A 16,402-nucleotide genomic window follows, 5' to 3' on the forward strand; every position below is an offset into this window, starting at 1 on the left:
AGACAGAAGCAAGATTCTCTTTTGTTACTTAAATTTGTTGCAAAATTCCTTTATGAAAGATAAAAATCTTAATTTGCAACATAATTACCCTTAAGCCACAACATGTTGAATCTATAATGGCTTAGTGGCTTTAAAAAAAAAAAAAGATATTGTGTATTCGTTAAACCTTTGTTTTTAGACAGCTTTAACACAATGTTTAAATTAAACTATACCCTTATAAATTATTAGATGATGCAACAAATATTTTTTAGCAATAAAATTTATATATCCGTTTTTATTTTCATACTAAGTTGTACTTGTATTTACTCACAATCAGACAAAACATATTTTCATGAACTAGAAATACAAGGTGTCCCTTTTAACAAAAAAGTAAACACATTATTTGTAGACAGCTTCGGGTACCTATGGATTGGAAGTGATACAGGTTTATATAGATACGATGGAAACAACTTAATTTCATATCAATTAGATGCATTTGATCCACATTCTATACCTAATAATAGTATTAATTCTATTATTGAAGATGATAATAAAGACTTATGGATTGGAAGTGAAAGTTATTTAATCCATTTTAATAGAAAAGAGAAAAAATTTAAGTGGTTCTACAAAAACATTACTTCTGTTGTATTAAACAAGACTGCTAATGGTAACATTTGGGCTAACTTGAGAAATACAGGCTTGGTAGAAATAAAACCTAGTAAAGACTCTGAAAATGTTAATTTTGACACCCAATTTAATTATACAGATAATTCAAATTTAATTAAATTTAAGAGGCAAATTAATTCTTTTGTAGAAGATAGTTTTGGAAGACATTGGTTAGGAACTCCAAGGGGAATTCTAATATTAAACAGCAAAAAGGAATACATTCAAACTAATTTCACAAAAAACATTAAATCAATAAAGCCTTATGAAAATAATAAGATTATAGCATTAACTGAAAAAGGTCTTTATATTTTAGGTTACAATAAATCAGATTTTAAAGTTGAGGTTTTAGAGTATTATGATGAATTTATTAAGTCTATCCCATCAAAATCAATATCAACTTCATTAACAATAGACTTAAAAAGTAATAATATTTGGGTAGGAACAACTGGAGGATTGTTTAAAGCAATTAGAAAAAATAATACTTATGATTTTGTCTCCTTTACAAAAGGAACTTCAAAAGGAGATTTAAAGAGCAATCATATTAGCACCTCTACATTTGACTCAAATGGAAACCTATGGATTGGCTCCTTAAAAGGAGTAAACAAAAACATAGACAGAACTTCTATATTTAATTACAAAGAGTTAAAAACAACTAATAATAATGAAAATTTTAGTGCAAAAAGAATTTTTTATCATTCAGAAAACACTATTTTAATTGCAATGAATGATGGTCTCTACAGCTATAATCCAAAATTAAATGATTATTCCAAAATAAAAACTAAACTTAAAAACATCAGTCATATTTCATATAATTTTGAAAAAAACAAACTTATGTTTTCAAGTGGGACTGTTTTGTATACAACAGAAACTTCTATAAATAAGAAAAAAATACAGTTTACTAAAATAAAAAAGTTTAAAAACATAATAACAGACATAGCAATAGTTAGTAAAAATGAAACTTGGGTTGGACTATGGAATGGTGGTATAAAAATTATTAATTCAAAAAACCAATTATCAAAATTCAAAAAAGGAGTAGAAAAAAAGCTTGCAAATAATCATACATCTACTTTACTTTTTACAGAGGAAAATAAATTGTGGATTGGTACTCGTGGAGAGGGGCTTTTTAAGATTGATTTTAATAATGAATCAATAGAAGAATACTTACCAACAATAAAAAACGGATTAACATCAAATGCAATCTTAAGCTTACACGAAGATCGTAAAGGAAATATTTGGATAGGAACTAGAGGAGGAGGATTAAACAAGTATGACAAAAAATCAAACAACTTTAAAAACTTTGGAAAAGCAAACGGGTTAATCTCAAATACAATCTCTGCTATAGAAGAAGATAAAAATGAAAATTTATGGTTGAGTTCTCAAAATGGGTTAATTCATTTTGATTTAAAAAATGAAAGATTTAGAAATTTCGGTATAGAAGACGGTATAAAAGAGAGTCAATTTGTGTATAATTCTAGCTCGTCAAACACATTACAAAATAACATATATTTTGGTTGCCCTGGTGGGTTTTATACTGTTTTTACAGATAAATTCTCTAAAAACACTAAAACTCCCACAACAGTTATAACTAGCTTTACTACTCTAGGTGCAACAAAAGCGGATCAAACAAACTCAGCATTAAACTCATCTACAGATATTAATATTGACTCAAAAAAAGCAATTACTTTACCATACAAGCAAAATAATATTGTAGTTAATTTTTCTTCATTAGACCTAACTTCACCAATCAAAAATGAATATGCTTATAAATTAGAAGGCTTAAACAATTATTGGGTTTATACAAATGCAACAAATAGAAATGCAAATTATAACGACCTTTCTCCAGGTTCATATACTTTTAAAGTAAAGAGCTCTAATAGTGATGGTGTTTGGAATGAGGCTCCTAAAGAATTAAAATTCACTATTAAACCTCCTTTTTGGAGAAGTAATTTGGCGTACTTTGGTTATTTTGTTATTTCAATAATTTTACTATTCATAGGTGCAATTTTAATTAGAAGATGGTATCGTTTAAAAAAGAATTTAGTAACAGAGACAATTAGTAGAGAAAAGGACAATGAACATAATAGAATGAAAATGGTCTTTTTTACCGATATTTCTCATGAATTAAGAACTCCTCTTTCTTTAATTTTTGGAACGATTGAAAAAGTTATAAAAGAAAAAGATTTCACATTAAACCCAATAACTTCTCAACGTATTTATAACAACACTCTTAGAATGAGAAGGCTGATAAATCAAATAATGGATATCCGAAAATTTGATGGAGGAAAATTTAAACTAAGAATCACTAAAAATGATATTGTTAAAGACATAGACATTATAAAAAATGCCTTTAATGATTTTGCTAAAATGTCTAATATTAAATACGATTTCATCACTAAAGAACAAAAAATAAAAGGTTGGTATGATGTTGATATCTTAGAAAAAATACTCTTTAATTTATTATCTAATGCTTTTAAATATACGCCTGAAAAAGGAAAAATAAGTGTTAATTTAGAATTAGTGGTGGTTAATGTAAAGAATTCTAAAAACCTCAAATTAGAACAAGGAACTTATATTAAGTGTTCTGTTAGAGATAATGGTATTGGTATACCAGAAAAAGATTTACCTTTTATTTTTGATAGATATTATCAAGCAACAAAAACTTCTGGAAATAATATCCCCGGAACAGGAATTGGTATGGAATTAGTTCAAAAACTTATTGAAAGACATCACGGTATAATTTCTGTTGAAAGTGAAGAAAACTCATATACCAAATTCACTTTTATACTTCCAATAGACAAAAATAAATATAGTGAAGATGAACGTTTTGAAATATCTGAACCACTTAAAAAGAACTTCATTAAAAATTCAGAATTCCAAGTTATAGAGGAAGTTTCTTTAGCACATGATGCTAAAGCCAAAACAAATAAAAATAAACCTAAAGTTTTAATTGTAGAAGACAATCCTGATTTAAGACAAATGTTAAAAGACGAATTGGAAAACAACTTTTATGTTAAAGAAGCTTCTAATGGAAAAGAAGGGTATGATGCAGTTGTAAAAGAAAAACCACAGCTTATAATTAGTGATATATTAATGCCTATTGAAGATGGAATATCAATGCTAAAACGTATCAAGAAAAACCCAGAGATAAACAAAGTTCCAATATTTATGCTTACAGCTAAAAACTCTGAGGAAACAAAAATTGAGTGTTTAAGCTTAGGAGCAGATGATTATATAGAAAAACCATTTAGTCTAGAATTTGTAAAATGGAAAATTAAAAATGTATTAACTTCTAGAAAACTGCTTAAAGAAAAATATAGCAAGCAAATTAATATTGAACCTTCTGAAATTGAAGTTGATTCAAATAACGATAAATTCATTCGTAAATTGGTAACGATTATAGAAAACTCAATGAATGACAATCTATTAAGTGTAGAATTCCTTGCATCTGAAGTAGGAATGAGCAGAGCTAATTTGTATAGAAAACTACAAACTATTTTAAATGACACACCTGTAAATTTCATCAAAAAGATCAGGTTAAAACGTGCAGAACAACTCTTAAAGAAAAACGAACTTTATCTATCTGAAATAGCTTACATGACAGGTTTTAACAATCAAAAATATTTTGGAAAGTGTTTTCAAAAAGAATACGGAATGAGTCCAACAGAATATATAAAAAAACACACAATTTAAATAAAAATCATGCCTTTAAAAGCTAAAAACCTCCTATTTATACTTCTGCTCCTATTCATTATAAGCTGTAAAAAAGAACAAGAAAAAAAAATAAGAAAACCAAATATTATTTTGATTAATGTTGACGATCTTGGCTGGAAAGATCTTGGTTTTATGGGTAGTACTTATTACGAAACTCCAAATATTGACGCATTATCAAAAGAAGGGCTTGTTTTTAATAATGCTTATGCAGGCGCTGCAAATTGTGCTCCAAGTAGAGCTTGCTTAATTTCAGGTTTAAATACACCTAGACATGGTGTTTTTACAGTTAGTCCTTCTGATAGAGGAAACATAAAAACTAGAAAACTAGTTCCAATAAAAAACACAAAACACCTTAACAATACTATTTATACACTACCAGAAATGCTTAAATCTGCTGGATATATAACTGCTAGTTTTGGTAAGTGGCATGTAGGTGATAATCCTTTAAAACAAGGAATTGACTTTAATATTGGAGGTAGTAGTAAAGGAAATCCAGGTAAAGGAGGGTACTTCTCTCCATATAATATTGATTTTATTAAAAATGGCCCAAAAGGGGAATACCTAACTGATAGACTCACCAATGAAGCAATATCATTTGTAGAAAAATTTAAAGACTCAACATTCTTTGTTTACTTGCCATATTATACTGTACACACTCCTATAATGGGAAAAGAAAAATTGGTTGAAAAATTTAAAAACAAAAAAGGCTTCAAAGGTCAAAACAACCCAAAATACGCTGCAATGGTTGCTTCAATGGATGAAAATATTGGTAAGCTATTGACATCTATAAAAGCAAATAACTTAGAGAATAATACGTTAGTTATTTTCACTTCAGACAATGGAGGTATTCGTGCTATTTCTCATCAAGATCCTTTAAGAGCCGGAAAAGGATCTTATTATGAAGGAGGAATTAGAGTTCCGTTAATTATAAAATGGCCAGATAGTATTGTACCAAATACGTTTACAAATCAGAATGCTTCAAATTTAGACTTTTACCCAACATTGCAAAACATAGTTCAACCAGAAAAAAGAGCAACATTATTAGACGGTTTAGATTTAAATTCAGTGTTAAAGGGAGAACAAATAATCGATAGAGATATATTCTTTCATTTCCCAGTTTATCTTCAAGCTTACAAAAAAGGAAAAGACGAAAGTAGAGATCCTTTATTTAGAACAAGGCCTGGTTCTGTTATTATTTCAGGAAACTGGAAATTACATCATTATTTTGAAGATGATGCTATTGAACTTTATAATTTAAAAGATGATATAAGTGAAAAAAACAACATTACTGATTTACATCCTAAAATAACAAACGAACTTTATGAAAAGTTAGAATATTGGCGATTTAAAACAAATGCTCCTATTCCTTCGGAAAAGAACCCTAGTTATTCTTTAAAATTTGAAAAAAATAAAATAAGTAATATCAACAAAACAGATCTTTAATCATAAGTAATTGTAAGCCCTTTTAAACTTAATTCTAATGAAAATCAACCAATAAATGCAATTATTTATACGGTAACATTTTCCAGTACAGCAAAAGAATGAAATATTAGAAGTTATTAAATTAAGAAGAAATAAAAAATTAAATTAGTATTATTTAAAATCTGATTTAATAAACACTGGAATTATAAAACATACGCCTTTATAGGCTTAGCTTTATAATAATGCAACATTTTCACCCACAATATGATACCATTTTAGACTAAAAAAACTAAGTAATTTTTTAACTTTATACTTTATAAATTCTAATCTTAAAATATAAATAAAATGAAAAAAACATTACTATTATTTGTTACAATATTATCTGTAACATTAACGAAGGCACAAGCTATAGGTGATACATTTACAGTAAATGATATTAATTATGAAGTAACCGCTATTGACCCTACAAACGAGGTACAAATTGTAGGAAATAGTGTTACTACAGATGCATTAACGATACCAGCTACTGTAGATGATTCAGGAACTACCTATAACGTTACCTTTATCAAAAATAAATCATTTTCTAATGTAGCAATTACATCTTTAGTTGTTGAAGGTGATACTGAAATTGATTGGCAAGTGTTTAACGCTTGTCCTAACCTTGTAAGTGCAGATCTTTCTAATATTACTTCAGGTGTTGGTTTAAACTCGTTTGTAAACTGTCCTTTATTGGAAACAGTAGATCTTAGTAAAGCAACATATATTGGTAAACTATCTTTTAGTAAATGCCCTAAATTAACAACAATAGACCTTAGTAACTTAAAAGAAGTTGGTATACAAGCTTTTTTAAGTGCTACTTCACTCACATCTATAGATTTACCTGCAGCAACTGTTCTTGGCGGATTAGCGTTCTGGAAATGCACAAATCTTAGTGATATAAATATACCTGTAATGGATTCAATTGCTCCAGGTGCTTTTAATGCTACAGGAATTACAACTTTAACGTTACCTGCCACACTAAACTCTCTTCCAGGGACTAATACATTTAGAAACATTCCAGCTTTAGAAGAATTAATTGTAGAATTTGAAACTCCTTTTGTTCTTGAAATAGACGAAGATGGTCTTGATATGTTTTCTCATCAAGCTTTGTACGCAACGGCTCCTAAATTAATTGTACCTTTTGGTACTTCTACAGCTTTTGCTGCTGAAAACGGATGGGATATATTTAATATTGTTGAAGCAGATGAAATATTAAGCTTAGATTCTCAAGCTAAAATATCTTTAAATGCATATCCAAATCCTGTTGTAGATAAATTATACTTTTCTACAAATGATGTTTTTTCTGCAGAAGTTTATAATATTTTAGGAGCTAAAGTAAGTTCTCAAAAAGTTACAGATGGTGTAGATTTATCTCAACTTAATAAAGGTATTTATTTTGTAAAAGCTAAAAATAATGAAGGTTTAGATTTCAAAACGATTAAAGTTATTAAACAATAATTAGTTTTTCTTTAAAATAAGAAGGAGTAACTTTATAGAAAAGTTACTCCTTTTTTTTATGCCTTTACTTTGACTAATTCAATTTTATAAAGTATAATTACTTATGCAATTGGCAATCTTAACTAATAGAAATCATTTTAAATCTATCTAAGACATACAAATAATAATTATTAAGAAATACTTTTATTATATATAGATCATCTCTTAAAGGTTTAAAAGCCCCCGTTTTTAAATTCACCAACAAAACCTAATAATGGAAGAATAAGACAATCTTATTAAAGTAAAGACCTTCATATAAAAATTGAAATTATCTAAACATTACAGAATAAACAAGTTAATTTTGGAATTATAAATCATTCCAATAATAATTATTAATATAAATAGTGTTCTTCTCATCTTTATTATATATCTATATAGATGTTAGTTCCCAAAGTCCTTTATAAGGCTGTATCATTCCTTCTGCATTGGGGGTAATCTCTTAAAGATATTGAAGACTTGATAACGGTTCCTCTATTAAATTCACCGCCATAATAATAGCTGACTTATTTTTAAGCGGAGCAATTACTTTAAAAGCTTTTTTACCTACATAAGGATCTTGTTCTAAACTTTCTGGTAATGGAACTCCAGGAGCCAATGTTCCTATAATTTCTCCATCTTTATACATTAAAGGATTAAGATACGTGTCGTCAATATTTTTAGTTTCATCTGATAGATAAAATAGGTCCTCCAGAAATTGCTCTAGAAACAGCCATTAAACGTGCTGTTTCTTTAAAACTTGTATGAAACATATCTTGATCTAACCAATGTACATGCCCCAACCAAAGTGCATTGGTAAAGTTTTGTACAATAGTTAAATCTGTACGATTTAAATCGGTTTTATAATCAACGCTTGATCTAATTACATTGCTATATGTTTTATTAAAAACATTAAAATTCTGAAACATTATGAAACCAAAGAGCCTCCATTCTATTTCATGAGGCTTTTACTTCAGAAAAAGGACGATAATACATCCCTTTTTGATATTCTGGTAATTTTAAAACAATATCAGCAATAACACCGCTATTATTGGGCGTAAGTAATTTTTTTTCTATAGTAAAAACCCCATTTCCTGAAAGATTATTTAAATCTAAAGATTTTGGGATTTCTATTAACTTGTAATTGCTTATTTCCTTTTTATACTTTTTTTCATCGCAAGCATTCAAAAGAAATATTGAAAATACTATCAAAAAGATTCTCGAGTTGTTGCTAAAAATTATCATAAAAAATCTAATTATTTTTTCTTCTAATATTTTAACACATAATTATTTGTACCATCACTACCATCTAAAGCCACTCCACTAGGGCAATAAAGATATTCAGGTTCATTATTTGCATCCATTAATAACTGAGGTCTTTCTAACTTCACCTTTTTACCTCCGTAACGTACATTCGCTTCTCTTGGAAAATTGCCTTTCAAATAAAAATCTTGATAATTATGAAAACCTGATAAAGGTTCGGCGTTAAATTGAAGTCCATCTTCTGATACCCAAAGTAAACCACCACCTTTTTCTAATATTCCATGATTGTCTGTAGTCATTAAGCATATTTTATTTCTCCATAAAAAAGCATTCCCATCTTCTATTCTGACTTCATTAGTAGTAATTGGGTCTGGTTGGATAACATACGGTCCTTCTAACTTGCTAGAGATAGCAACTCCCATACTCACTTTGCCTTTAGTACCAGATTTCGCTTTAAAATACAAAAGGTATTTTCCATTAGGATGTTTTATCAAACTAGGGTTGTTAACACCAAGTCCACTGTTTGCACACCAAATAGCAGTATCGCTAGGAGGGCTAAGTAAAGGTGTGTTCTCATTAGGAACTGCATTCCATGGTCCATGAATACTATTACTTGTTAGCATTCCAATTCGCTGACTTGGTCCATGTTTTTTTGCGCCATCATTAGCTATAAAAACTAAAACGTATTTATGGTCTATTTTTTTAATACTTGGATTGTGAAAACCAGCAGCATTCCATGTATCATTACCTTTTCCTTTTGCTACAACTTCTACAAATTGAAACGGTCCTTCAGGTTCTTTTGATACATAATGTGCAATTTCACTATTGTAACGCCATGCTTTTTTAAACGGTGTTTCTGAAGACCATCTTGCAGAAAAAAGATGAACATTACCTTGCTCATCTCTTATTGGAGAGCTTCCCCAAACGTCATAACCAGGTTCATTGATTGCTTCACCAACAAACTTCCATTGATCAGACATGGCAGTTGGAGAGGCTACTTGTTTTATTGCTTCTTTTCTATTATTTTTTTGTGATTGACAAGAAACAATAAATATTGAAAGCAGAATGGTGCTTACTATTATTTTTTTCATTAATGATTTATTAAAAAAGTTTAGATTATTTAATTCAGAGCAAACTAGTGCTGTTTTATTCTGTTATCTTAAATGAAACATGGGTAAATGAACCTGTTGTTATGTCTATAAGAAATTGATTTTCTTCTATAGGTTTTATAACAAAAGATTCTCCTTCAGGTTGATCATCATCATCCCATTGTGTTACAGTTATATTACCATCAATTTTAAAACCATCTAGAATCCCTACAGGGTATTCTTCGTAAAAAGGTGGTATAAAAGTTTTACATGGACTCACAGTGTTAATAAAAAACACATTTACTTCGTTACCTCTTATATAGGCTCTACTATGAAGCTTCTCCCTACTTAGTACTTCTTCACCATCATGATCTAACATTCTTATAGGTTGTGAACCAATCAAAGCTTCAGTATATGCTCTGGTAATATAATTCCATGGAGCATTACCTCCAGATAGAGGGTAATCCCACCAGCTTACTAAATCTAATCCAAGATCAGTCCAATCAAACATACATCCAATAGCAAGTTCAGAAGTCCAAATTTCTCTATCTTTATTGTGGTCAGCACTACATCTAAGAGCATCCCAATGCGCTTCAGTAGCCCAAGCTTCACGATGTTTATCACTTTGAGCTAGTTCATATTCGTATTTTAAATCTGGATGATTAGTTGTATTATGATGATTCAAATAATAATGATTTCCAAATACGTCATAGCTATCTTGTCCATTAATATTGTATAAATCATCAAAAGATCCAGCTTGCCCCAATGGTTTATAGAATTCTGGAGCCACAATTTGTGGTACCACATAACCAAGTCTTGCTGTTCTTGCTCTTAATGTATCAACAGCTATCGTAAAATCTGTAACATCCATTCTAGCAGCCTCTTTATCAAAAGCAACATAGTTTACTTCGTGTCCATGTTCATGCATAAACTCAACATAGTCAACAATCAATTGTGCATATTTTATAGGATTAGGCACAGTTGGCGCCTCTGTTGTTACCCAATCAGGAAAATACTCAGCTTTGTCTGATGTTAAAACTTTTAAACCTAAAAAAATCATAAAAGGTTCCGTACCATAATAAGATGCTTTAGCATTTTCTATAGATGTTAAAAGAGTTGTGTAAACACTTTCTACCACCTCGCCTTCTGCAGGATGTCCTCCATAGGCATCACCACAATATAATGGAACTCTAAGACCATTCATTTTAGCTTGACCTTCACCTTGACCAAAAGCTAATTCTGCATTACTGATATTACCTAAAGTTCCAGCGTTATGATTTAAATCTAACATATGGTGTTTTGTAACCCTCCCAAATTTTTCAAGTGGGGATATGGTTGCTTTATTTACATATGTTGCCTCTTCATAATCAACAATTTCCACAGTGTAATCTTCAAAACCTTCACTAGAATGAAGTCTAAATTTTTCTGTAATGCTCCATTGACCAATTCTTGTATTTGGATTTGGAGTTATTATTGAAACATCATCTGAATATTTATAAGTAACAGACGTAATTTCTAACGGATCTTTTACATCGGGTAAGGATATCATTTTAGTATCATTATCTATAACTCCAATAGATTTTTCTCCAGATAATAATGTTACATCAAATTGAGTGAAATTCAATTCAATGTTGTCTATTTCCTCATTGTCTGATTCAGGTTTACTACAGTTTACAAATAGTAAAATCATGATGATTAACAGATAAATTTTTCTCATTATATAGTGAGTTATTGTACTATTTTAAATGTAAGTTGAGTTACAGAACCTGTAGGCATATCAATAAGTAGTTGATTATCTTCTACAGGTTTTATAACACTATACTCTCCTTCAATACTAGTATCATAGTCTGTATTTTCATCATTAATACTCTCTCTCCATTGCCTTGAAGTTACATTCCCATCAATTTTAAACGAATCAAGAATACCTATAGCGTAATCTTCATAAGACATCGGTACTAAACCTGCAGTGTTGGGGTTTATAACGTTAAGTAAAAACACATTTACTTCGTTACCTCTTAAATAAGCTCTTGTATGAAGTTTACCTTGAGTTAAGGTACTTTCGCCATCATGGTCAATCATTCTAATAGGGGTAGATCTATGAATAGCATCTGAAAATGCTCTCATAACATGATGTCTAAATTTAGAACCTCCTGATATTGGATAATCCCACCACATAAATGCTTCCATTCCAAGATCTGCATGATCAAACATTATTCCAAGTGCAGACTCTGCAGAAAAAAGGTCACCATCACCATTCCAATGTGGTTCTGTAGCCCATGCCGGACGTGTTTTATCCTTTTGTGAAAGGTCAAATTCATATTTGTATTTGGCAAAACCTTCTTCATTATGATCTCTTTGATAATAGTGATTTCCAAAAACATCATATCTGTCTTGATACCCTTTATCATATAGTTCATTCATCCAACCATTATTAGTGTCTCCTTGAGGATCCAAAAGTTCTGGAGCTACAATCTTAGGCACTACATATCCTAATCTTGCTGTTTTTGCTCTTAAACTATCTACAGCTATTTTAAAATTATCAACACTCATTCTAACTGTTTCTTTATCTATAGCAACAGCATCTATAGTATGTCCTTTTTGCCCCATAAATGTGATAAAATCAACAATTAATTGCGCATATTTATCAGGATTTGCTACATCAGATTCTTCTGTTGTAACCCAATCAGGGTAAATTTCATCTTTATTTGATGTTAATACTTTAATTCCTAGAAAAATTATAAATGGCTCACTTCCACTATAAGCCGCTTTGGCATTAGTTAATGATATTAAAGGTCTTTCATAAACACTTTCTATTACAACACCTTCCTCTGGATGCCCACCATAAGCATCTCCACAATAAAGAGGAAACCGTATACCATTCATTCCCTTCTCTCCAAAAGCAATATTTGCAGTAGCAACATTTGATGCTTTAGTTGCATCTCCGTTAAGATCTAACATATGGTATTTTATATAAGTCCCAAATGTCTCAAGAGGTGCTATAGTTGCTTGATTTTCATATGTAGGCTCTTCATAATCTGATATTTCTACAGTGTAATCTTCAAAAGTTTCACTAGAATGAAGTCTAAATTTTTCTGTAATTTCCCATTTACCAATCCTTGTATTTGGATTTGGAGTAACTAAACTAACATCATCTGAATATTTATATGTAACAGATTTAATATTAATAGGGTCTACTATACCAGATAGAGATATGTGATTGTTAACATCATCGATAACCCCTATAGATTTCACTCCAGAGGTTAATGTTACATCAAACTGAGTAAATTTTAGATCAGCATTGCTAATTCCTTCATTTTCTGTCTCTTTACTGCAACCTACAAATAGGAAAACGGATGTAAGTAATATATAAATTTTTTTCATTTTTGGTTTTATTCTTTGTTTTATTCTTTAATTTTAAACGTAAGCTGAGTAAAAGTACCTGTTGGTATGTCTAAGAGGAATTGTTTTTCTTCAATTGCATCTACTAAGATAACTTCTCCTTCAACTTCTGAACCAACTACTGAATCATCTTGCCATTGTCTCACTGTTACTCTACCATCAATTTTAAAACCATCTAAAATCCCTACCGCATAATCTTCATAAGACGCTGGTACTATACCTGCAATATTTGGATTTACAACGTTAATTAAAAACACATTTACTTCATTACCTCTTAAATAAGCTCTAGTATGAAGTTTACCATTCGTAAAAGTTTCCTCTCCATCATGATCAAGCATTCTAATTGGTATGGAACCAAGTATGGCTCCTGAGTATGATCTCATAATAGGTGATTTTATTGTAGTACTACCCTCTATTGGATACCCCCACCACATAAATGCGTCTAATCCTAGATCTGTATGATCAAACATTACTCCAAATGCAGATTCTGTTCTAAAAATACTTGAATCATTATTCCAGTGTGGCTCTGTGGCCCACTGTGGACGTGTTCTATCACTTTGAGCTAAATCGAACTCATATTTTAATTTAGCAAACCCCGCAACAGTATGATCTCTTTGATAATAATGATTTCCAAAAATATCATACCTGTCTTGATATCCTTTATCATATAGCTCATTCATCCAGCCATTACTAGTGTCTCCTTGAGGGTCTAAAAGCTCTGGAGCTACAATCTTAGGTACTACATATCCCAATCGTGCTGTTTTTGCTCTCAAACTATCCGCAGATATTTTAAAGTTATCAACACTCATTCTAACAGACTCCTTGTCAAACGCAATTGCATTTATTGTATGTCCTTTTTTGTCCATAAACGCTATGAAATCAACAAGTAACTGAGCATATTTATCAGGAATAATTCCATCATCATCAGTTGATACCCAGTCAGGATAATACTCATTTTTATTAGAAGTCAAAACTTTAATTCCTACAAAAATCATAAAAGGTTCACTTCCACTATAAGCTGCCTTTGCATTTTCAAGAGATTTTAAAGGTTTTGCATAAACATCTTCTACTACTACACCTTCCTCTGGATGTCCTCCAAAAGCATCTCCACAATAAAGAGGGAATCGGATACCATTCATTTTTTGATTACTAAAAGCTTCAAAAGCAGTGCTTTCTTCTTTAGCTTTATCAGGGTCGCCATTAAGATCTAGCATATGGTATCTTACAGTAGTCCCAAAAGTTTCTAGTGGAGATATTGTTGCTTGATTTTCATATACAGGTTCCTCAAAGTCAGGAATTTCTACAGTGTAATCTTCAAAGCTTTCACTAGAGTGAAGTCTGAATTTCTCTGTAATTTCCCATTTACCTATCCTTGTATTTGGATTTGGAGTAATGATTGAAACGTCTTCTGAGAACTTATATGAAACAGATACAATTTCTAAAGGGTCTTTTACATCATATAATGAGATGTGTTTGTTATCATTATCAATAACTCCAATAGATTTTTCTCCGGATGATAATGTTACATCAAATTGAGTGAAATTTAATTCAATATCACTTATCCCATCATTATCGGGTTCAGCTTTGCTACAACTTATAAAAACAAAAATGGTTATAATTAAGATGTAAATTTTATTCATAATTGGTTAGATTTTTTAAACGAAATTAAATTGTGAAAACACTATACTTATTAATCGACTAAAATATAATAATAGAGAGATATCCTTATCTCAAAAAAAGGGGGGGAAATGTTGCATTTTTAATAATTAAATTCACCTTTTGTCGTTTCTATCTCTTTTAATTCATGAACACAAAAAGTTATTACCATAATTAATACAAATACACTATTCAGTTCGTGACCATATATAACTATCATTCAAAAGTTCTTTATATCTTATTTCAAGTTCTTTGTACATACGATCAAATACTTCCGGATTTTTGAGAACCAAATCTTCTGTCTCATTAACATCTTGTTTGAGATTATACAACACAAAATCGGTTAGTACTGCTTCTTTTACAAGATTTTCATTTCCATTATGTATGTTTCTCAACTTAGGCAAATAGCCATCTTTATTTTTAAGTTGAGCCATAATTTTCCAATCTCCATCGCGCATAGCAATCACCTGACTGTTTGTAGCATTGTAAAAACTCCACAATAATGGTTTTTCACGTTGCATATCTCCCATGTTTAACAATTGAGTTATTGATTCTCCATCCAATGCTTTCATTGGTAAATTAGCCCCAGATAACTCTGAAAAAGTAGGTAAAAAATCTAATGCAGAAATCACTGCGTTAGAAGTTCCTACAAAAGTCTCTTTTCCTAACCAATTGATAATACAAGGGACTCTAAATCCCGCTTCATTAGTCCATAATTTCATTCCTTTTAAATTGCCCGAAGAGCCATAACTTTTGTTAGCCTTGGCGTATCTATTTAAAGTTTCTGGGCCATTATCGGAAGTAAAAATAACAAGCGTGTTCTCATCATATCCATTACTTTTTAGATATGAGATTAGCCTTCCAACAGCAATATCTACATTTTCTACATTTGCAAAATATTCAGCTTCCTCTCTGGTAGTTGCATACTGAAGATATTTCTCTACCAGAATTTCAGGTGATTCAACAGGTTCATGTGGTTCATGAAAGGCTACCTCTAAGAAAAAAGGATTGTCTCCTTTCTTTTGTTCAAGCCAATCGATAGCTTCATCTACAACTATTTGACTACTAAAACCATCTAAAGCACCCACAACTTCACCATTTCTAATAAAGTTATTTGGGTTTTTATGTGTTGGAGATGCATTATTATGAGTAGCAAACCAATGTTCAAAACCGAAGAAATCTGGTTGTGGCTGTTCTACAGAATTAAATAAAGAACTACCATGCCATTTTCCTACTAAACAGGTGTTATAACCAGCTGCTTTTAGGAGCCCTGGAATAGTTTCCTCTTCAGGCCGTAAATGCACAAGATCCTTTAAGTCACCTCTTTGATTTCCCCCACCAACAATAAAATCATACACACCAGCTCTATTTGGACTTCTTCCTGTTAATAATCCTATGCGAGAAGGAGAACAAACAGGAGATGTGCTGTAAAAGTCCGTCAATTTAATACCTGAAAGTGCTAACGAATCAATATTTGGAGTTTTTATATGTGGATGCCCATAAGAGGTAAGGTCACCATATCCCAAGTCATCGCATAAAAACAGTATAATATTGGGATGCTTGGGGTTTTCTATAATAATATTCGGCTCTTCCGAATCATCGTCTATTGTATTATTTTCCACATCTGTTTCACACGAAACAAATATTGAGAAAAAGATACTTATTATAACCCTTTTGAAATAATTCATTGATATATTCATATTGGT

The 16,402-nt window shown here is 30.5% G+C and carries 11 protein-coding genes; 3 read left to right on the forward strand and 8 right to left on the reverse strand.

Annotation, left to right across the window (positions count from 1 at the left end):
- Positions 1-228 precede the first annotated feature (228 nt).
- The 3 genes from PHEL85_RS15490 (at position 229) to PHEL85_RS15500 (ending at position 7,275) form a co-directional block, all read left to right on the forward strand.
- Positions 229-4,335 (forward strand): two-component regulator propeller domain-containing protein, encoded by a 4,107-nt coding sequence (locus PHEL85_RS15490; protein WP_036827270.1) that lies wholly within the window; start codon positions 229-231, stop codon positions 4,333-4,335.
- 111 nt (positions 4,336-4,446) lie between these two features.
- Positions 4,447-5,799 (forward strand): sulfatase, encoded by a 1,353-nt coding sequence (locus PHEL85_RS15495; RefSeq protein WP_200882366.1) that lies wholly within the window; start codon positions 4,447-4,449, stop codon positions 5,797-5,799.
- A gap of 324 nt (positions 5,800-6,123) precedes the next feature.
- A complete protein-coding gene (locus tag PHEL85_RS15500) occupies positions 6,124-7,275 on the forward strand; it encodes a leucine-rich repeat protein (RefSeq protein ID WP_036827275.1) in 1,152 nt (383 codons plus the stop codon).
- Between the two features lie 478 nt (positions 7,276-7,753).
- Here PHEL85_RS15500 and PHEL85_RS15505 read toward each other — a convergent pair whose 3' ends face one another.
- From PHEL85_RS15505 to PHEL85_RS15540, 8 genes are all read right to left on the reverse strand, one after another.
- Complete coding sequence (locus PHEL85_RS15505) at positions 7,754-7,939, reverse strand: hypothetical protein (RefSeq protein WP_036827277.1); 186 nt, start codon at positions 7,937-7,939, stop codon at positions 7,754-7,756.
- 37 nt (positions 7,940-7,976) lie between these two features.
- Positions 7,977-8,219, reverse strand: coding sequence for a Sip1-related alpha-galactosidase (locus PHEL85_RS15510; RefSeq protein ID WP_036827280.1), 243 nt, complete (start codon positions 8,217-8,219; stop codon positions 7,977-7,979).
- Positions 8,220-8,247: 28 nt separating this feature from the next.
- Positions 8,248-8,502 carry a hypothetical protein gene (locus tag PHEL85_RS15515; RefSeq protein ID WP_162179441.1) on the reverse strand — a complete coding sequence of 85 codons (255 nt, stop codon included), beginning with the start codon at positions 8,500-8,502 and terminating at the stop codon, positions 8,248-8,250.
- 56 nt (positions 8,503-8,558) lie between these two features.
- Complete coding sequence (locus PHEL85_RS15520) at positions 8,559-9,644, reverse strand: glycoside hydrolase family protein (protein ID WP_036827286.1); 1,086 nt, start codon at positions 9,642-9,644, stop codon at positions 8,559-8,561.
- A 55-nt stretch (positions 9,645-9,699) separates the two neighbouring features.
- On the reverse strand, positions 9,700-11,358 hold the full coding sequence (locus tag PHEL85_RS15525) for a hypothetical protein (RefSeq protein WP_156109259.1): 1,659 nt from the start codon (positions 11,356-11,358) through the stop codon (positions 9,700-9,702).
- Positions 11,359-11,369: 11 nt separating this feature from the next.
- Entirely contained in the window at positions 11,370-13,022 is a 1,653-nt protein-coding gene (locus PHEL85_RS15530) for a hypothetical protein (RefSeq protein ID WP_036827290.1), read from the reverse strand.
- A gap of 20 nt (positions 13,023-13,042) precedes the next feature.
- Positions 13,043-14,680 (reverse strand): hypothetical protein, encoded by a 1,638-nt coding sequence (locus tag PHEL85_RS15535; protein ID WP_036827293.1) that lies wholly within the window; start codon positions 14,678-14,680, stop codon positions 13,043-13,045.
- A 204-nt stretch (positions 14,681-14,884) separates the two neighbouring features.
- Positions 14,885-16,396 carry a sulfatase-like hydrolase/transferase gene (locus tag PHEL85_RS15540; RefSeq protein WP_316931390.1) on the reverse strand — a complete coding sequence of 504 codons (1,512 nt, stop codon included), beginning with the start codon at positions 16,394-16,396 and terminating at the stop codon, positions 14,885-14,887.
- Positions 16,397-16,402: the final 6 nt, after the last annotated feature.

The organism is Polaribacter sp. Hel1_85, assembly GCF_000766795.1.
Taxonomy (GTDB): Bacteria; Bacteroidota; Bacteroidia; order Flavobacteriales; family Flavobacteriaceae; genus Polaribacter.

What these genes read in the sequence shown, in the direction of transcription:
- PHEL85_RS15490 (WP_036827270.1), top strand. Translation starts at nt 229, where the DNA reads ATGATGCAACAAATATTTTTTAGCAATAAAATTTATATATCCGTTTTT.
- PHEL85_RS15500 (WP_036827275.1), top strand. Translation starts at nt 6,124, where the DNA reads ATGAAAAAAACATTACTATTATTTGTTACAATATTATCTGTAACATTA.
- PHEL85_RS15505 (WP_036827277.1), bottom strand. Translation starts at nt 7,939, where the DNA reads ATGTATAAAGATGGAGAAATTATAGGAACATTGGCTCCTGGAGTTCCA.
- PHEL85_RS15510 (WP_036827280.1), bottom strand. Translation starts at nt 8,219, where the DNA reads ATGTTTCAGAATTTTAATGTTTTTAATAAAACATATAGCAATGTAATT.
- PHEL85_RS15520 (WP_036827286.1), bottom strand. Translation starts at nt 9,644, where the DNA reads ATGAAAAAAATAATAGTAAGCACCATTCTGCTTTCAATATTTATTGTT.
- PHEL85_RS15525 (WP_156109259.1), bottom strand. Translation starts at nt 11,358, where the DNA reads ATGAGAAAAATTTATCTGTTAATCATCATGATTTTACTATTTGTAAAC.
- PHEL85_RS15530 (WP_036827290.1), bottom strand. Translation starts at nt 13,022, where the DNA reads ATGAAAAAAATTTATATATTACTTACATCCGTTTTCCTATTTGTAGGT.
- PHEL85_RS15535 (WP_036827293.1), bottom strand. Translation starts at nt 14,680, where the DNA reads ATGAATAAAATTTACATCTTAATTATAACCATTTTTGTTTTTATAAGT.
- PHEL85_RS15540 (WP_316931390.1), bottom strand. Translation starts at nt 16,396, where the DNA reads ATGAATATATCAATGAATTATTTCAAAAGGGTTATAATAAGTATCTTT.